Below are 16,188 nucleotides of genomic sequence, written 5' to 3' on the forward strand. Positions count from 1 at the left end.
CGTGCTCAGACGGCGGCCCGCTCGCGGCCCGAGGGGAAGCGGTCCAGGACGCCGGTCGTGGCGAGCGAGCGCTGCAGCGCCCACGAGCCGGCGCCGGCGATGACCGCGCCGCTGGCCATGACGATCGCCGCGTACAGGGCCTTGTCGGTGTTGCTGAACGCGCCGTAGTAGATGTTGAGGTCCAGCAGGGCCGCGCCACCCCCGGCGAGGGCGCCGGCGACGAGCGCGTTGCCGAGCTTGAAGCTGCGGTAGCCGGTGAACGCGAAGCCGAACTCGCCGCCGACGCCCTGCACGAGGCCGGACAGCAGCACGCCGAGGCCCCAGGTCGAGCCGAACAGGGCCGAGACCAGCGCCGCGACGAACTCGGTGTAGAGCCCGGCGCCCGGCTTGCGGATGACCAGCGGGCCGAGCACGCCCGGGATCAGCCACACGCCGTAGATGAACGCGCGCCACGGCAGGGCGACGCTCTCCATGGCGTTCCACAGGTTGTTCCATGCGTAGAACACGGCGGCGAACGCCACCGCGATGACCGACGCGACGATGATGTCGACGGTCCGCCAACGGGTTTCCATTTCGGTGCCTCCTGGTCCGGGGGTGAGCCAGAAGGAGACGCGACGCCACGCCCGCGGGTGCGGACGTGGCGCGTGGCCTGAGGTGACCGAGCTTCCTGCGCTGGCATTACCCAGATCAGGTTCGAGGGTCTGCGGCTTGCTCGCCGCACTCTCAGCGCTGTGCGCTCCCCTGTCGGATGTGAAGTTGTTTCCCGACGGTAACAGTGAACGTTTCCCACTCGTAGGTTCCCGTCATGAAAATCACGGCGCTTGATCCTCTCCGGCGAGGCATGGCCTTCGCTACTGGCGGGTAATAGCCTGGTCGGTACTGGACTGACACCTGGGGGTGCCGCAATGACGCAGGTCGCTTCCTCGCCAACCGCTAGCAGTACGCACACGGAGAAACAGGCGCGCAAGGTCATCGAGGCCAGCCGCGAGCAGGAATGGCGCAAGCCGAGCTTCGGCAAGGAGCTGTTCCTCGGCCGCTTCCGCCTCGACCTGATCGACCCACCGCCGGCCGACAAGCAGACCACCGAAGGCCAGGAGTTCCTGGCGAAGCTCCACTCGTACATCAGCAGCGTCGACGGGCAGCAGATCGAACGCGACGCGCGCATCCCCGATGAGGTGCTCCGCGACCTGGGCTCGCTCGGCGCCTTCGGGATGAAGATCGACACCAAGTACGGCGGCCTGGGGCTGTCGAACCTCGACTACTGCCGCGCCCTCGCGCTGGTCGGGTCGGTCAACCCGTCGATCGGCGCGCTGCTGTCGGCGCACCAGTCGATCGGCGTGCCGCAGCCGCTGAAGCTGGTCGGCACCGATGAGCAGAAGTCCCGCTTCCTGCCCCGGCTCGCCGGCGGTGAGGTGTCCGCGTTCCTGCTGACCGAGCCCGAGGTCGGCTCCTACCCGGCGAACCTGCGCACCTCCGCCGTGCCGACCGGGGACGGCGACTACCTGCTCAACGGGGTCAAGCTGTGGGCCACCAACGGCACCCTCGCGACCCTGTTCGTGGTGATGGCGCTGGTACCCCGTTCCGAGGGGCACCGGGGCGGCATCACGGCGTTCGTGGTCGAGGGTGACGCGCCCGGGGTCACGATCGAGCGGCGCAACGCGTTCATGGGCCTGCGCGGCCTGGAGAACAGCGTGACGCGCTTCCACGACGTGCGGGTGTCCGCCGCCAACGTCATCGGTGGTGAGGGGCAGGGCCTGCGGATCGCGCTGAGCACCCTGAACACCGGCCGGCTGTCGCTGCCCGCCATGTGCGTCGGCGCCGGCAAGTGGTGCCTCAACGTCGCCCGTGAGTGGGCCGCCGAACGGGTCCAGATGGGCCGCCCGATCGGCTCGTACGAGGCGATCGCGAAGAAGATCGCGTTCATCGCCGGCTCCACGTACGGCATGGAGGCGATGCTGGAGCTGTCCTGCCGCCTCGCCGACGACGACCAGAACGACATCCGCATCGAGGCCGCGCTGGTCAAGCTGTACGCGAGCGAGCTGGCCTGGAAGGTCGCCGACGAGCTGGTCCAGATCCGCGGTGGCCGCGGCTACGAGACCGCCGACTCCCTGGCCGCCCGCGGCGAACGCCCCATCCCGGCCGAGCAGATCCTCCGCGACGTGCGGATCAACCGCATCTTCGAGGGCTCGACGGAGATCATGCACCTGGCGATCGCCCGCGAGGCCGTCGACGCCCACCTCTCCGTCGCCGGCGACATCATCGACCCCGACGCCGGCCTGGGCGCCAAGGCCAAGGCCGCGGGCCGGGCCGGCGGCTTCTACGCCAGGTGGCTGCCGACCCTGGTCGCCGGCAAGGGCCAGCTGCCGTCCGGCTACAGCGAGTTCGGCCTGCTCGCCCAGCACCTGCGCTACGTCGAGCGCGCTTCTCGCCGCCTGGCCCGCGAGACCTTCTACGGCATGGCCCGCTGGCAGGGCAAACTCGAACACAAGCAGGGCTTCCTGGGCCGCGTCGTGGACATCGGCGCCGAGCTGTTCGCGATGTCCGCGGCGTGCGTGAAGGCCCGCAGCGAGCGCGCGACCCGGCCCGAAGGGGTCGAGCTCGCCGACCTGTTCTGCCGCCAGGCCACCCTGCGCGCCGAGGCCCTCTTCCGCGAGCTGTGGGACAACGCCGACGCCATCGAGTCCGCCGCCGCGAAGCGGGTCATCGCGGGCCGCTACCTGTCCCTGGAGGAGGGGATCATCCCGCCCGCGGCCGCAGGCCCGTGGCTCGCGGACTGGGAGCCGGGCGCGTCGGCCGCGGAGGACGTCCGCCGCCGCTTCTGACCTCCACGCGTGGGGGGCGTCCTGCGTGTGCAGGCGTCCCCCGCGTGCGGGCGTCCCACGTGTGCGGGCGTCCCACGTGTGCGGGCGTCCCACGTGTGCGGGCTTCCCGCGCGTGCGGGCTTCCCGCGCGTGCGGCGGTCAGCCGGAGACCCGGCTGACCGCCCGTGTCTCGCGTGCGTGGGCGGGCCGCTTGCGATCAAGCCGCGCCGAGGCAGGCCGCCACCCACGCCCGTGCCTCGCGTGTGCGGCCGGGCTGCTTGCGATCAGGCCGCGTACGGGGCGGGCCGCCACGCCCGTGTCCCGCGCGCGGGCGGGCGGCTTGCGAGCGGGGCGTCGTCGCTCCACCTAGGCCCGGACTCGGGGCGACCCGAGGCTGGCATCGAGCCGGGCGGCGCGTCGGCGTTCCGCTTCACCAACACGCTACTCCACCGCGCCTAATTGATCTCCAGGCGGGTAACAGAGCGCTCACCGAGCGATGTCACCGCAGGTCGCAGGCCGAGGCTGCGGAGCTCCAGGGTGGCGAGGGCCTCGACCGCCTGCTTGTCGCCCCTGCGCCACAGGGCGGCGATCTCCGGGTCGATCCTCACCAGTTTGCCCAGCGGCTGGGTGGCCAGGGCGCGCAGGGCCAGCAGGTCGCGGCCGGCGGTGGCGTTGCGCAGCCGGGCCGCCGAGCCGGCCCGGCGGATCCAGCGGATCCGCAGCGGCAGCCACACCAGGACCAGCAGCGCGACCGGCACCGCGATCACCAGGACCGACAGGATCCAGGCCAGGTCGTTGACGATCTGCTGCTGCTGGTGGCCGGCGTCGGCGAGGGAGCGGGCGGCGTTCGCGGCGCTCGTGAAGGGGGCGGCGACCGAGTCGGGTACGCCGGGCACACCGTTGATCTTGTCGCCGGCGTTCTTGAGGTTGTCGGCCAGCCCGGTCCCGGCGCTCTCGAGCTTCTGCCCGGGCACCGCCAGCTTCTGGATGAGGTCGAACAGCGTCATCCCCAGCCTGACCCAGACATAGACCCACGCGACCACGAACACGTCGGTGAGGAACTGCCGCAGGGCGGTGGGGGCACGGTCGGCATAGAGCTTCACCGTTCCAGCCTGACGGACAGGCGCTGTGACCGCACTGTGTGGCGGTCAGGAGCCGGTCGACTCCCGGGCGTGGGAGACGGCGTCGGCGACGATGTGGGCGATGTGGTCGTCGGTCAGCGCGTACGCGATCTCGCGGCCCCGGCGGGAGCCCCGCACCACGCCCGCGCCGCGCAGGACGCGCAGGTGCTGCGAGACGAGCGGCTGCGGCGCGCCGAGGGTGTCGACGAGCTCGTGGACGCAGCGGGGGCCGCCGGCGAGCTCGGTCACGATGCGGATGCGCAGCGGGGCGGCGAGGGCACGCAACAGCTCGCCGGCCGCCTCGTAACCCTCAATGCTCGACATGTGCGCAACGGTAACCGTTGTCAGTAACCACGGTCGAGCACCACCTCAGGTGTGGAGCGCTCCTCGGTGGCGTTTCCGGCTGTTGTACGACGGCGCGCCGCCCTCCAGGCCGCGGCCCCGACCGTCACGACGAAGAAGCCGGCGATGGCGAGCAGGACGACGGTGGCGCCGGGGCCGGTGTCGGCCTCGGTGGAGATCCAGATGCCGCCGCCGGAGACGGTCAGCCCGAGCAGCACCGCGACGAGCATCGTCGCCTTGAAGCCGCGGGTGATCTGCTGGGCGGTCGCCACCGGCACGACCATGAGGGCGCTGACCAGCAGGAGTCCGACGGCCCGCATGGCCACGGTGACGGTGACGGCGGTCGTGACGGCGAGGATGAGGTTGAGAGCGCGGACCGGCAGGCCGGACACCCGCGCGTACTCCTCGTCGTGGCAGACGGCGAAGAGCCACGGGCGGAGCAGGACGGCGACGGCGAGCACCGCGCAGCCCAGGACGAGCATCACCGACAGGTCCTGCCTGCTCGTCGTCAGCGGTGAGCCGAAGAGGTACGTGACAAGGCTGCGACTGCCCTGCTCGTCGGACAGGTTGACCAGGACGACGCCGCCGGAGATGCCGCCGTAGAACAGCATGGCGAGGGCGACGTCGCCGGAGGTCTTGCCGCGCTCGCGGACGAGCTCGATGACGACGGCGCCGAGGGCCGCCGCGACGACCGCCATCAGCACCGGCGACTGGTGCAGCAGCAGGCCGAACCCGACGCCGGTGAGCGCCACGTGGCCGAGGCCGTCGCCGATCAGCGACAGCCGCCGCTGGACGAGGTAGATGCCGATGGCGGGCGCCGACGCACCCGTGATCAGCGCGCCGACGAGGGCGCGGATCATGAAGTCGTACGTGAACAGGCTCATGCGCTGCCCAGGAGGCCGGGCGCCTCGACGGCGGCGTGGGGGTGGACGTGGTCGTGGCCGGGTTCGGCGTGATGGCCGGCGGGCTCCGGGGGTGCCCCGTCGTGGATGATCTCGCCGTGGTGCACGACGACCGCGCGGGTGATCAGCGGCCGCAGCGGGCCGAGCTCGTGCGCCACGAAGACGACGGTGCCGCCCTGGTCGGCGAAGCGGTGCAGGCAGGCCGCGAACGCCTCCTGGCTGCCGGCGTCCACGCCGGCCGTCGGCTCGTCGAGGACCAGCAGCTCGGGGGCGCCGGCGAGGGCGCGGGCGATGAGCACCCGCTGCTGCTGCCCGCCGGACAGCACCGACACGGGCTCGCGGGCGCGGTCGGCGAGCCCGACCGCGGTGAGCGCCTCCTCGACCGCGCGCCGGTCGGCGCGGGACGGGAAGCGCAGGAACCCCCGCCGCGCGAGCCGTCCCTCCGCGACGACCTCACCGACCGTGGCCGGGACGCCGCTGCCGGCGCCGACGCGCTGCGGGACGTAGCCGAGACGGTGCCAGGACCGGAACCGTTTGAGCGGGGTGCCGAAGAGGCGGATCTCGCCCTTCGCGAGGGGTACCAGACCCAGTGCCGACTTCACGAGGGTGGACTTGCCGGAGCCGTTGGCGCCGAGGATCGCCACGACCTCGCCGGCGGCGACGCTCAGCGTCACCCCGTCGAGCACTGGTCGGCCGTCGTAGGCGACGACGGCCCGGTCCACCTCAAGTACCACGCTGCCGAGCGTGCCTGATAATGGGAATCGTTGTCAACTTCAGGTGAGCTTCACGACGGCCACGGCCACCACGAGCCCGAGGACCGCCAGCCGCATCACCCGTGCGCGGGACGGGTGCAGGTGCCACGTCTGGGCGAGCAGCCACCCGGCGCCGGCGGCCAGGGCGAGCAGCACCGCGGCACCGAGCGCGCCCGGCAGGACCAGCCCCAGGAACGTGAGCGCGCCGACGCCGAGGAACGCCGCGGTCGGGCCGATCCGGCCCAGCCGGGACAGAACACGCTGGGTCATCTCGGGCAGCTCCTCAGGGTCCGAATGCGCGTCCGTATGCTCGCGTCATGCTGGTGGTGACAAGGTTCGTGCTGGACGGCGACGACGAAGGCTTCGTCGAGCGGGCCCACGCCGCGCTCGGTGCGCTCGCGGCCTGCCCAGGGTATCTCCGCGGACGCCTGGCCCGCGCGTTCGACGACCCGGCGCACTGGAGCATCGTCACGGAGTGGCAGTCGGTCGGCGCGTACCGGCGGGCATTGTCCAACTTCGACGTGAAGATGCACGCGACGCCGCTGCTCGCGCAGTCGCTCGACGAGCCGTCGGCGTTCGAGGAGCTCGCCGAGGTCGCCCCCGGCGGCGCGCTCACGGTCACCGCGAGCGACCGCGCGTAGGTGATGGGGTAGTTGGCTACTGTTGGGGGCATGATGCCCTCGCCGACCGAGGTGCCGGCGCCGCCACCCGGCCCCGGTGTGGTGACGCCGTTCGCGGCGCCGCCCCGTGACCGGGACCTGCGCGGCCTGTGGATCGGCCTCGGCGTGGGCGGGCTCGTGCTCGTCCTGTGCTGCGTCGGCGGCGTCCTCGGCGGCGGGTTCCTGCTCTCCGGCCTGGAGGGCGTCGCCCGCTCCCAGCTGACCAGCGTCGTCGACGACTACCTGGGCGCCGTCCAGGCGACCGAGTACGAGACCGCCCGCGGGCACCTGTGCCCCGAGCTGCAGCGCAGCCACAGCGTCGCCTGGTACGAGGAGCACTACAAGGGCTCCGAGGTCATCGCCTACGTCGTGCACGAGGACCGGGTCGACGTGAACCTCGTGCAGGTCCCGGCGACCGTCAAGCGTCGCGGGCTGCCCGAGACCCTGATGACCTTCACCATGGAGCAGCAGACGACCCGGTGGGTGATCTGCGGAGGGGTCGACTGATCCCGCCCCGTGGCCCTGCGGTTAATCTGGTGCGGCTCGCCCGGGCGTAACCGTACCGTCGACGTGGACGTTGACGGTTTACCCGTCTTGACCAACTTTCTGCATGCCTTGCCGACAGCCAGTCGCCGTGAGGCCGAGGAGGAACCATGGCCGCCGATCGCATCGATTCCGTCGTCAGCCTCGCGAAGCGCCGCGGCTTTGTCTTCCCGTCCAGCGAGATCTACGGGGGCACCCGGTCCGCCTGGGACTACGGCCCACTCGGTGTCGAGCTCAAGGACAACGTCCGCCGGCAGTGGTGGCGCACCATGGTCCAGCAGCGCGACGACATCGTCGGCCTGGACTCCGCCGTCATCCTGTCCCGCGACGTGTGGGCCGCCTCCGGCCACGTCGACGCGTTCGTCGACCCGCTGACCGAGTGTGCGTCGTGCCACAAGCGCTTCCGCGCCGACCACCTCGAAGAGGCGTTCGTCGAGAAGCACGGCGAGGGCAAGCCGTTCGTCCTCAGCGAGATCAACTGCCCGAACTGCGGCAACAAGGGCACCTTCAGCGAGCCGCGCATGTTCAACGGCCTGATGAAGACCTACCTGGGCGCCGTCGAGAACGACGAGGGCCTGCACTACCTGCGCCCCGAGACCGCCCAGGGCATCTTCATCAACTACAAGAACATCGAGGGCGCCGCGCGCAAGAAGCCGCCGTTCGGCATCGCGCAGGTCGGCAAGAGCTTCCGCAACGAGATCACCCCCGGCAACTTCATCTTCCGCACGCGCGAGTTCGAGCAGATGGAGATGGAGTACTTCGTCGAGCCGGGCAAGGACGAGGAGGCGCACGAGTACTGGCTCCAGGAGCGCTGGAACTGGTACATCGACCTCGGCCTCTCCGCCGACAACCTGCGCTTCTACGAGCACCCGAAGGAGAAGCTGTCGCACTACTCGAAGCGCACCGTCGACATCGAGTACCGCTTCCGCTTCGGTGGCCAGGAGTTCTCCGAGCTCGAAGGCATCGCCAACCGCACCGACTTCGACCTGACCACGCACTCCAAGCACTCCGGCGTCGACCTGTCCTACTTCGACCAGGAGAAGAAGGAGCGCTGGGTCCCCTACGTCATCGAGCCCGCCGCCGGCCTCACCCGGGCCGTCCTCGCGTTCCTGCTCGAGGCGTACGACGAGGACGAGGCGCCCAACACCAGCGGCAGCGTCGACAAGCGCACGGTCATGCGCTTCGACCGGCGGCTCGCCCCGGTCAAGGCGGCCGTGCTGCCGCTGTCGCGCAACGCGGACCTGTCGCCGAAGGCGCGCGACCTCGCCGCCCAGCTGCGGAAGCGCTGGACCGTGGACTTCGACGACGCGCAGGGCATCGGTCGCCGGTACCGGCGGCAGGACGAGATCGGCACACCGTTCTGCCTGACCGTGGACTTCGAGACGCTCAACGACAACGCCGTCACCGTCCGCGACCGCGACACGATGACGCAGGAGCGGGTGTCGCTCGACCAGGTCGAGACCTACCTGATCGAGCGCCTGCCCGGCTGCTAGCGCTTATTGGAAGTCGGTTCCGCCCGGTCGGCCGTTACGGTCGGCGACGAGCCCGGCGAGGGTCGCGAGCGCGATCTCCGGCGGCGTCCTCGAGCCGATGTTCAGGCCGATCGGGCGGTGCACCCTGGCGATCTCATCGTCGGGGACACCGAGACCACGCAGGGCTTCGACGTGTGGTCCGGGGTGCCTCGGGTTGCCCATCACACCGATCCAGCGGGCCGGCGAGGCGAGGGCGTCGCGCAGTACGGCACCCAGCTCCGGCCGGTCGTGATCGGTGACCACGATGTCGGTGTCGGCGTCGACGACCACGCCCTCGAGGTCGGGGTCGGCCAGGGCGACCCGGAAGCCGAGCGTCGTCGCGAAGTCCAGCAGGTGCGCGGCGACCGGGGTGTCGAACACCGCCACCAGTGCCCGTGTTGTGTTCATGCGGTTCGCCGAACTGTCATACCTGGACGGTAGCCTCCAGGCGTGACCGTGACTTCTCCGCCGCCCCCCACCGCCGCCACCAGGCCGCGGCGGAGGGTCGGCTCGGTCGAGGTGCTCGCCGCGCTGCTCGTGCTGGTCGTCCTGCTCCGCGACCCGCTCACCGAGTCGCTGTCGGCGCCGGCGCTGCAGACCTGGCTGACCGTGTTCGTGTCCGTGATGACCCAGGCGATCCCGTTCCTCGTCTTCGGAGTCGTGCTGTCGGGCGTCATCGCCGTCTTCGTGCCGCCGTCGTTCTTCGCGAAGGCGCTGCCGAAGCACCCCGCCCTGGCCGTGCCGACCGCGAGCGTCGCCGGCGTCGTCCTGCCCGGCTGCGAGTGCGCGTCCGTGCCGGTCGCCGGCGCCCTGGTCCGCCGCGGCGTTACCCCGGCGGCCGCGTTCGCGTTCCTGCTCGCCTCGCCCGCGGTCAACCCGATCGTGCTCGTCTCGACCGCCGTCGCGTTCCCGGGCCAGCCGCGGGTCGTCGTCGCCCGCGCCCTCGCCAGCCTCGTCGTGGCGTGCCTGATGGGCTGGCTGTGGCAGGCGTTCGGCAAGGGCAGCTGGCTGCGCATGCCCTCCCGGGCGCACCTCGACGGGATGCGGAAGTGGCCGGCGTTCTGGGCCAGCGTCCGCCACGACGTCCTGCACGCCGGGGGTTTCCTGGTCATCGGCGCCGCCGCGGCCGCCGTCATCGCCGTCGCCGTGCCCAAGTCGTGGCTCGCCGGCCTCGCCGCCGACCCGTTCGTCGCGATCCTGGTGCTCGGCCTGCTCGCCGTCCTGCTGTCGATCTGCTCGGAGGCCGACGCCTTCGTCGCCGCCTCGCTGACCCAGTTCTCGCTGACGGCCCGCCTCGCCTTCATGGTCGTCGGCCCGATGATCGACCTGAAGCTGTTCGCCATGCAGGCCGGCATCTTCGGCCGCGGCTTCGCCATCCGCTTCGCCCCGGCCACGTTCGTCCTCGCGATCGCCGTGTCCGCCCTGGTCGGGACAGTCCTGCTATGACCGCGCCCGCCCGCTCCACCGCACCACCTTCGTCGCCACCCGCCGCGCCACCCGCGCTGCTGCCTGTGGACGAAGGTCGCGGCGCTCGTGTCTGTCTTGGTCGCGGCGGTGCTGCTGTGACCACCCTGTCGAGGTCCGCCCCGGCGTCCGCTGGGTCGCTCGCGGTGGCGTCTGGCGTGACGCTCGTATCCGGGGTTGAGGTCGCTGGGTCTGCTCTGGTCGGGGCGGTCCCGCTGACCCACGCTGCCGCGATTCGCCGTGGCGCCCGCGTCGGCGCTCGCTGTGCGGCTCGCGGTGGTGCCTGGCGTGATGCGTGCGTCTGGGGTGGCGGTCGCCGTGTCCGCTCCGGTCGGGGTGGTGCTGCCGACGACTCTGCCGCGCTCCGCTGTGATGCCTGCGGTGGTGTTCGCTGTGATGCTCGCGGTGGGGGTTGTGGTCGTCGGGTCCGGGTTGGTCGGGGCGGTGCTGTTGGGACCACGCCCTTCAAGGCCGCTGTGGTGGGTGCGGTGGGGCTTGCGGGTGGGGTGGCGTGATGGGCGCGGCGGGAGGATCGGCGGTGGGCGGGTCGTGGGGCGGTCCGTGGGAGCGGTCATGAATGCGGAGAGAATGTCGGCGACGGGCGGGACGGTGCTGGTGTGAACAGGCAGGCGCAGGCGGTCATTCTGCTGCTCGTCGGTGGTGCGGTGCTGCGGGCCAGCCTCACCGACCAGTACCTGAACTATGTGAAGCCGGGGTTGCAGCCGTACCTGATCCTGTCGGGGGCGATCCTGGTGCTCGCCGGGGTCTTCTCGCTCTGGTACGAGATGCGCCCCGCCAGGCTCGCCGTCGCGGAGAGCGCTGCCGGCGCGTCGGGGGGTTCCGCCGGTGTTCCGGAGGGCGCGGCCGGCGTCTCGGCGCACGACGGACACGGGCACGAGCACGGGCAGGATGACGACGGGCACGGGCATGGCAGCGGTGGGCCGAAGGTCGCGTGGCTGCTGCTGCTTCCGGTGTTCGGGCTGTTGCTGGTCGCGCCGCCCGCGCTCGGCTCGTATGCGGCCGGCCGGTCGGGGGCGGCGCTGGTCGCGAAGTCCGACTTCGCGCCGCTGCCGGCCGGTGACCCGGTCAAGCTGACCATGCTCGACTATGCGTCCAGGGCCGTGTTCGACCGGGGTACGTCGCTGGGTGACCGGCGGGTCGAGCTGACCGGCTTCGCGATGCGTGGCCCCGGCGGCACCTGGCTCCTGGCCCGGATGATGGTCAGCTGCTGCGCCGCCGACGCCCGTCCCGTCAAGGTCGCCCTGGCGGGCCAGTTGCCCGACGGGCTGCGCGAGGAGCAGTGGCTGCGGCTCACCGGCACGTACACCGACCGCCAGCTGAAGGACACAGTCAACGGCGAGACCATCCCGTTCATCGAGGTGTCGGGTTCGACCGTGATCCAGGCGCCCGCCGAGCAGTACGAGTCCTGACCGAGCCGACGTTCAGAGAAGAGGCATCCGGAGATGGAAGCGAAACGGCCGGCGTTGCTGGTGCTCGTGCGGCATGCCGAATCGGCGCGTAACCAGGCGAAGAAGGGCAGCGTCTACTTCGCCGACGACGCGGCGCGGCAGGTGGTGCGGGGCGTGCCGGATCACCTGATCGAGCTGACGGCCGACGGGCGCAAGCAGGCGGAGCAGACGGGGCACGCGATCCGGGAGCGGTTCGGGGTGTTCGACTACGTGTACACCAGCGGGTACGCGCGGACGGTGCAGACCGCTGAGGGCCTGCTCGCGGCGTATCCGGCGGCGGAGCTGGAGCGGATGCGGGTCCGGACCAACATCTTCGTGCGGGAGCGGGATCCGGGCTTCGCCTACGACATGACGACGGCGGAGGCGGAAGCGGCGTTCCCGTGGCTGAACGAGTACTGGCAGACGTTCGGCGGGTTCATGGCGCGGCCACCTGGCGGGGAGAGCCTCGCGGACGTGACGGGGCGGGTGCACACGTTCCTGGACACGCTGTTCCGCGACCGGGCGGGGCAGAAGGTCATGGTGGTCACGCACGGCGGGACGCTGCGGTGCTTCCGGTTCCTGCTGGAGCGGTGGGGCTACCAGGAGGCGCAGCGCTGGCCGGAGGGTCAGACGCCGGGGAACTGCGGCGTCACGACCTACCGGGTGGCGGAGTCCGGCGACCGGCTGGAGCTGGAGGACTACAACCGGGTCTACTGGACGGTCGGCTCCGCCACCGACGGGATGTGAGGCCCCCCAGTGCCGATCACGCCGGTGTACCGTGTGCGCGTCGATGGGGGAAAGATGCGAATCAGCTTCACGGTCGAGCCGGAGCCGGGTCGGGCGCGTCGAGCCATCAGGGCCACCATGGGCGGCAAACTGCTGCGCCTGTACGTCCTGGGGGCGGTCCTCGCCGCTGTCGGGATCGTCATGTTCGCCAATGACGTCGCGTCGGGTGCCGCGCCGGCCGCGATCGGCGCCGGGGTGTTCTGCTTCCCGTGGCTCGTCTCGCGCGCCGCGGCGCAGGCGAAGACCGGCCTGCTCGGCGAGACGGTGACGTACGACCTGACCGACGTCGACGTGCAGGCGCACACCAAGAGCCTCAACGTCGGGTACACCTGGGAGTCGGTCCAGGCGGTCAAGGAGACACCCGAGTTCTGGATCCTGACCGTCGCAAAGATCAACCCGTTGGTCCTGCCATGGACGGAGCTGCCTCCGGCCGCCGCCGCCGAGGCTAGGGAGTTCCTGGTGGCCCGCGGCCTCCTCGCCGCCCGTCACACCCCCACCTCGTAACACGGCCGTCCGCCCGTCGGCACTGACCGACCGGCGGGGCAACGTCAGGGGAGGCGGTCGGCCAGGGCGAGGAAGTGGTCGGCGGCGTCGTCGTAGGTGGTGAGGCGCCAGCCGGACAGGGTGGCCGTCGCGGCCAAGGAGGCTTCGGCGAGGGGGTCGTCGGGGCGCAGGACGCGGCCGTGGCGGGCGGCGAGGGCGGCGCGGCCCGTTGGGTGGAAGAGCACGAGGCGGCCGCCGGGCCTGGTGACCCGGGCGAGTTCGCGCAGGCCGTCGACGGGGTCCGGCAGGTGCATGACGAGACCCGCGGCGAACACGGCGTCGATGCTTCCGTCGGCGAAGGGCAGCCTGCCGGCGTCGGCGAGGACCAGTCCGGTGTTGCCCTTCTCCTGGGCCTTGGCGAGCATCTGCGGCGTGTGGTCGAGGCCGATGACCGTGCCGGACGGGCCGACCGCGGTGCGCAGGGCGGGCAGGGCGCGGCCGGTGCCGCAGCCGGCGTCGACGACGACCCCGCCCGGTGGCAGGCCGGCGGCCTCGACGGCCGCGGCGTACGCGGGCAGGTCGTCGCCGAACTTCGCGTCCCACGTGCCGGCGCGTACGCCGAAGAACGCGCGGGACTCCACGAGGTGCCAGCGGCGCCGGTCGAGCAGCCGCGGGTCGACGTGCCGGATCACGGGCCACGCGGGGTCGTGCAGGTCGACGACGACGTCCGCCGTGTCGCCCCGCGCCCCGTCGGCGGCGTGCTCGCGCCGCGAGGTGCGCAACCAGACCACCACGTCCCACCCGTCCGGCGCCCCCGCCCGAGCCTCAGCCCCATCGGCCACGAACACCTCGCCGGCGGCGCCCGCCGAGCCGGTGGCAGCCGCTGAGCCGGCGGCGCCCATTGAACCGGTGGCAACCGCAGATCGAGCGGTGGCCAGTGGACCAGTGGCGGTCGATGAGCGGGTGGTGGGGCGGCCGGCGGCGCGGAGGGCGGCGGCGAGGCGGTCGGCCACCGGGCCGGTCGTGGCGTCCGTGCCGTCGACGACCACTGTCGCGCGGCCGGCGGGGACGGACTCCACGAGGAGGGTCATGACCTCGTCCCAGCGGTCCTGTGTCATCGGTCCATCATGCAGAGGGGCGGGCGGGGCCTGACATCATGGGGCGGTGCGGAAGGTACTGATCATCGGAATCGGCGCGGGCGACCCGGAGCACGTGACCGTGCAGGCAATCAACGCCATGAACGCGGTCGATGTGTTCTTCGTGCTGGACAAGGGGGACACGACCGCCGACCTGACCGAGGCGCGGCGGGAGATCTGCGACCGGTTCGCGACGGAGCGGGAGTTCCGGACGGTGGTCATCGCCGATCCGCCCAGGGACAGGACCGCGGCCGACTACGAGCGGGCGGTGCGGGACTGGCGGGACGAGCGGGCCAGGCTGATCGAGGAGGCGCTGCTCGCCGAGCTCGGTGAGGACGGGGTCGGCGGGATCCTCGCCTGGGGTGACCCGGCGCTGTACGACGGCACGATCCGCATCCTGGACACGATCGCCGCGCGGGGCAATGTGGCGGTCGGCTATGACGTCATCCCGGGCATCACCAGCGTGCAGGCGCTCACCGCCCGGCACAGAATCATGCTGAACCGGGTCGCCGGGGCGGTCCACATCACCACCGGGCGGCGGCTCGGCGCGGGCTGGCCGGAGGGGTGCGACGACGTCGTCGTCATGCTGGACGCGGACCTCGCCTGCCGGGCGTACCGGGACGAGGACGTCGACATCTACTGGGGCGCGTACCTCGGCACGCCGGACGAGCTGCTCGTCGCCGGGCGGCTCGGGAAGGTGATCGACGAGATCGAGACGGTCCGGCGGGAGGCCCGCGCCCGCAAGGGCTGGATCATGGACACGTACCTGCTACGACGGGTCTAGGCGGCCCGGTCTCCCAAAGAGGCGGCCCGGTCCCCGCAAGAGACGGCCCGGTCGAGGCGGGAGGCGGGGCCAGGCACCAGGCGCAGCGGCGCGGGAGCGGGAGCGGGCGGCGGCGGGACCTCGTCGAGCGCGGGCGGGCGCCCCCAGCGGCGCGGCGGGCGCTGCCGGTCCGACGGCGGGCCGGCCGGGTCGAGGGCGGGCCGGGACAGGGCGAGCACGATGGCGTAGCCGGCGAGGACGAACCCGTGGCTCACCAGCCGCGCCGTCTCGACCGCGCCGGCGAGCAGGTCGTTGGCCGACAGCAGCGCGAGCAGGGCCACGAACGCCGTCAGCATCGGCAGCGCCCCCGCCGGGGTGGCCCGCCGGGTCGCGATCCAGGCGAAGCCGGCGCCGATCGCCACGTTCCAGGCCGCCGACTCGTGGAACACGTGGCCGGCCTGGTGCGCGTGCGTGGTCGCAGCGTTCGCGGCCTGGGCGATGCCGAGCAGGAACTGCGCCGCGCCGAAGGCACCGAGCAGCACCCGCAGCGCGTACACCAGCCGCGACCGTTTGAAGAAGGACCGCCCGCGAAAGGACGGCAGGACGAAGGACCGTGCCCCGGAAGGCTGGTCGGAGAAGCCCGCCAGCAGGCGCTCCGCCGGGATCGGCGCGGCGTGCAAGGGTTGGAGCCGGACCAGCCGCGTCGCCGCGACCGCGTCCCGCTGAAACTGCCGGCACCCGCCGCAGTGCGACAGGTGCGCGTCGACCAGCGCCGGCGCGACCGGCTCTTCCTCACCGTCCATCCGGGCGGACAGCGCTTCCCGGAACCGCATGCACTCCACGGACGGGTAGTCGCCGCCGGCGTCCGGAAAGTTCCCGGCGCCGGCGGCGATCGTGGGTGCCACCAGGCTGCACCGGCGTGTTGTTGGCGGTGCCGCTGCTCTTGACGTCGAGACACATCGTGCCGAGGCGCAGCGCGCCGTCGCTGGTCATCGTCCACCACTGCGACAGCGGGCCGCCGTTGCAGCTGTACAGCTGGATCGGGTTGCCGGCGGTGGTGGCGCTGCCCTTGTTGTCCACGCAGTACCCGGCGTACGCCGACTTCAGCAGGCCCTGGTTGCCGAGCTGGTTGGTGACCGCCGCGGCGAGGGCGTTGGCGCCGGTGTTGAGGCGGGCGTCGAGCGCGGTGCCGCGCGAGTCGGCCCAGAGGTCGGGCTTGCCGTCGGTGTTGATGTCGGCGCCGGTGACGGCCGGGACCGTGTTGGCGTCGAACCCGCCGGCGGCGTAGACGACCGGGGCGGCCGTGCCGGCCGGGGTGCCGGCTGGGGTGCCGGTCGCGGTGTCGCCGGTGTAGAGCGCCAGCGGCGACTTCGGCGACGGCAAGTCCTTCCGCTGGCAGAACGCGCTCCCGCAGTGGCTGGGCGGACCGTTCACGTGATCTGAGAAAGTCGGGAACCGTCTCTCGGCTGTCGGGCAA

Annotated in this window: 19 protein-coding genes and 1 riboswitch; of the genes, 9 read left to right on the top strand and 10 right to left on the bottom strand. The window is 72.0% G+C overall.

Annotated elements, in window-relative coordinates; genetic code table 11:
• Positions 1–5: 5 nt before the first annotated feature.
• Entirely contained in the window at positions 6–572 is a 567-nt protein-coding gene (locus ABZ321_RS14615; protein ID WP_344511935.1) for an ECF transporter S component, read from the bottom strand.
• A 74-nt stretch (positions 573–646) separates the two neighbouring features.
• Positions 647–753, bottom strand: a riboswitch (TPP riboswitch).
• Positions 754–905: 152 nt separating this feature from the next.
• Between ABZ321_RS14615 and ABZ321_RS14620 the strand changes: the two genes are divergently transcribed.
• Positions 906–2,822, top strand: coding sequence for an acyl-CoA dehydrogenase family protein (locus ABZ321_RS14620; protein WP_354891206.1), 1,917 nt, complete (start codon positions 906–908; stop codon positions 2,820–2,822).
• 434 nt (positions 2,823–3,256) lie between these two features.
• Here ABZ321_RS14620 and ABZ321_RS14625 read toward each other — a convergent pair whose 3' ends face one another.
• From ABZ321_RS14625 to ABZ321_RS14645, 5 genes are read right to left on the bottom strand one after another with little or no spacing between them, the layout of a single operon-like run.
• A complete protein-coding gene (locus ABZ321_RS14625; protein ID WP_354891207.1) occupies positions 3,257–3,904 on the bottom strand; it encodes a hypothetical protein in 648 nt (215 codons plus the stop codon).
• A 45-nt stretch (positions 3,905–3,949) separates the two neighbouring features.
• Positions 3,950–4,246: a metalloregulator ArsR/SmtB family transcription factor gene (locus ABZ321_RS14630; protein WP_344511929.1), complete on the bottom strand. Its 297-nt coding sequence runs from the start codon at positions 4,244–4,246 to the stop codon at positions 3,950–3,952.
• 20 nt (positions 4,247–4,266) lie between these two features.
• Positions 4,267–5,148 carry a metal ABC transporter permease gene (locus ABZ321_RS14635; RefSeq protein WP_344511927.1) on the bottom strand — a complete coding sequence of 294 codons (882 nt, stop codon included), beginning with the start codon at positions 5,146–5,148 and terminating at the stop codon, positions 4,267–4,269.
• A complete protein-coding gene (locus ABZ321_RS14640; RefSeq protein WP_344511925.1) occupies positions 5,145–5,900 on the bottom strand; it encodes a metal ABC transporter ATP-binding protein in 756 nt (251 codons plus the stop codon). The genes ABZ321_RS14635 and ABZ321_RS14640 overlap by 4 nt, the downstream gene beginning before the upstream one ends.
• 39 nt (positions 5,901–5,939) lie before the next feature.
• Positions 5,940–6,188 carry a DUF6703 family protein gene (locus ABZ321_RS14645; RefSeq protein WP_354891208.1) on the bottom strand — a complete coding sequence of 83 codons (249 nt, stop codon included), beginning with the start codon at positions 6,186–6,188 and terminating at the stop codon, positions 5,940–5,942.
• 47 nt (positions 6,189–6,235) lie between these two features.
• Between ABZ321_RS14645 and ABZ321_RS14650 the strand changes: the two genes are divergently transcribed.
• From ABZ321_RS14650 to ABZ321_RS14660, 3 genes are all read left to right on the top strand, one after another.
• On the top strand, positions 6,236–6,559 hold the full coding sequence (locus tag ABZ321_RS14650) for an antibiotic biosynthesis monooxygenase (protein ID WP_344511921.1): 324 nt from the start codon (positions 6,236–6,238) through the stop codon (positions 6,557–6,559).
• Positions 6,560–6,589: 30 nt separating this feature from the next.
• Positions 6,590–7,084 carry a hypothetical protein gene (locus ABZ321_RS14655; protein WP_344511919.1) on the top strand — a complete coding sequence of 165 codons (495 nt, stop codon included), beginning with the start codon at positions 6,590–6,592 and terminating at the stop codon, positions 7,082–7,084.
• A 146-nt stretch (positions 7,085–7,230) separates the two neighbouring features.
• Positions 7,231–8,613 carry a glycine--tRNA ligase gene (locus ABZ321_RS14660; RefSeq protein ID WP_344511917.1) on the top strand — a complete coding sequence of 461 codons (1,383 nt, stop codon included), beginning with the start codon at positions 7,231–7,233 and terminating at the stop codon, positions 8,611–8,613.
• A gap of 3 nt (positions 8,614–8,616) precedes the next feature.
• On the opposite strand, the gene ABZ321_RS14665 is transcribed toward ABZ321_RS14660, so the two are convergent.
• The gene (locus tag ABZ321_RS14665) at positions 8,617–9,039 is read right to left on the bottom strand and encodes an XdhC family protein (RefSeq protein WP_354891209.1); all 423 of its coding nucleotides are present in this window, start codon (positions 9,037–9,039) and stop codon (positions 8,617–8,619) included.
• Positions 9,040–9,081: 42 nt separating this feature from the next.
• Here ABZ321_RS14665 and ABZ321_RS14670 point away from each other — a divergent pair, with 42 nt between their 5' ends.
• From ABZ321_RS14670 to ABZ321_RS14685, 4 genes are all read left to right on the top strand, one after another.
• Complete coding sequence (locus tag ABZ321_RS14670; protein WP_344511913.1) at positions 9,082–10,077, top strand: permease; 996 nt, start codon at positions 9,082–9,084, stop codon at positions 10,075–10,077.
• Between the two features lie 635 nt (positions 10,078–10,712).
• Complete coding sequence (locus ABZ321_RS14675; RefSeq protein WP_354891210.1) at positions 10,713–11,525, top strand: TIGR03943 family protein; 813 nt, start codon at positions 10,713–10,715, stop codon at positions 11,523–11,525.
• A gap of 33 nt (positions 11,526–11,558) precedes the next feature.
• Positions 11,559–12,290 carry a histidine phosphatase family protein gene (locus ABZ321_RS14680; protein ID WP_354891211.1) on the top strand — a complete coding sequence of 244 codons (732 nt, stop codon included), beginning with the start codon at positions 11,559–11,561 and terminating at the stop codon, positions 12,288–12,290.
• A 54-nt stretch (positions 12,291–12,344) separates the two neighbouring features.
• A complete protein-coding gene (locus ABZ321_RS14685; protein WP_354891212.1) occupies positions 12,345–12,833 on the top strand; it encodes a hypothetical protein in 489 nt (162 codons plus the stop codon).
• A 44-nt stretch (positions 12,834–12,877) separates the two neighbouring features.
• Here ABZ321_RS14685 and ABZ321_RS14690 read toward each other — a convergent pair whose 3' ends face one another.
• On the bottom strand, positions 12,878–13,930 hold the full coding sequence (locus tag ABZ321_RS14690; RefSeq protein WP_354891213.1) for a methyltransferase domain-containing protein: 1,053 nt from the start codon (positions 13,928–13,930) through the stop codon (positions 12,878–12,880).
• A 46-nt stretch (positions 13,931–13,976) separates the two neighbouring features.
• Here ABZ321_RS14690 and cobF point away from each other — a divergent pair, with 46 nt between their 5' ends.
• On the top strand, positions 13,977–14,732 hold the full coding sequence (gene cobF / locus ABZ321_RS14695; protein WP_354891214.1) for a precorrin-6A synthase (deacetylating): 756 nt from the start codon (positions 13,977–13,979) through the stop codon (positions 14,730–14,732).
• Here the strand turns inward: cobF and ABZ321_RS14700 are convergent.
• Together ABZ321_RS14700 and ABZ321_RS14705 are read right to left on the bottom strand one after the other, a co-directional pair.
• Positions 14,729–15,616, bottom strand: a complete 888-nt coding sequence (locus ABZ321_RS14700; RefSeq protein WP_354891215.1) for a zf-HC2 domain-containing protein — start codon at positions 15,614–15,616, stop codon at positions 14,729–14,731. The two genes, cobF and ABZ321_RS14700, sit on opposite strands and share 4 nt — an antisense overlap.
• A complete protein-coding gene (locus ABZ321_RS14705) occupies positions 15,504–16,145 on the bottom strand; it encodes a ricin-type beta-trefoil lectin domain protein (RefSeq protein WP_354891216.1) in 642 nt (213 codons plus the stop codon). The genes ABZ321_RS14700 and ABZ321_RS14705 overlap by 113 nt, the downstream gene beginning before the upstream one ends.
• Positions 16,146–16,188 lie beyond the last annotated feature (43 nt).

This window comes from Dactylosporangium sp. NPDC006015 (genome assembly GCF_040614215.1).
In the GTDB taxonomy this organism is placed as follows: Bacteria; Actinomycetota; Actinomycetes; order Mycobacteriales; family Micromonosporaceae; genus Dactylosporangium; species Dactylosporangium maewongense.

What these genes read in the sequence shown, in the direction of transcription:
- ABZ321_RS14615 (WP_344511935.1), bottom strand. Translation starts at nt 572, where the DNA reads ATGGAAACCCGTTGGCGGACCGTCGACATCATCGTCGCGTCGGTCATC.
- ABZ321_RS14620 (WP_354891206.1), top strand. Translation starts at nt 906, where the DNA reads ATGACGCAGGTCGCTTCCTCGCCAACCGCTAGCAGTACGCACACGGAG.
- ABZ321_RS14630 (WP_344511929.1), bottom strand. Translation starts at nt 4,246, where the DNA reads ATGTCGAGCATTGAGGGTTACGAGGCGGCCGGCGAGCTGTTGCGTGCC.
- ABZ321_RS14635 (WP_344511927.1), bottom strand. Translation starts at nt 5,148, where the DNA reads ATGAGCCTGTTCACGTACGACTTCATGATCCGCGCCCTCGTCGGCGCG.
- ABZ321_RS14645 (WP_354891208.1), bottom strand. Translation starts at nt 6,188, where the DNA reads ATGACCCAGCGTGTTCTGTCCCGGCTGGGCCGGATCGGCCCGACCGCG.
- ABZ321_RS14650 (WP_344511921.1), top strand. Translation starts at nt 6,236, where the DNA reads ATGCTGGTGGTGACAAGGTTCGTGCTGGACGGCGACGACGAAGGCTTC.
- ABZ321_RS14655 (WP_344511919.1), top strand. Translation starts at nt 6,590, where the DNA reads ATGATGCCCTCGCCGACCGAGGTGCCGGCGCCGCCACCCGGCCCCGGT.
- ABZ321_RS14660 (WP_344511917.1), top strand. Translation starts at nt 7,231, where the DNA reads ATGGCCGCCGATCGCATCGATTCCGTCGTCAGCCTCGCGAAGCGCCGC.
- ABZ321_RS14665 (WP_354891209.1), bottom strand. Translation starts at nt 9,039, where the DNA reads ATGAACACAACACGGGCACTGGTGGCGGTGTTCGACACCCCGGTCGCC.
- ABZ321_RS14680 (WP_354891211.1), top strand. Translation starts at nt 11,559, where the DNA reads ATGGAAGCGAAACGGCCGGCGTTGCTGGTGCTCGTGCGGCATGCCGAA.
- ABZ321_RS14685 (WP_354891212.1), top strand. Translation starts at nt 12,345, where the DNA reads ATGCGAATCAGCTTCACGGTCGAGCCGGAGCCGGGTCGGGCGCGTCGA.
- ABZ321_RS14690 (WP_354891213.1), bottom strand. Translation starts at nt 13,930, where the DNA reads ATGACACAGGACCGCTGGGACGAGGTCATGACCCTCCTCGTGGAGTCC.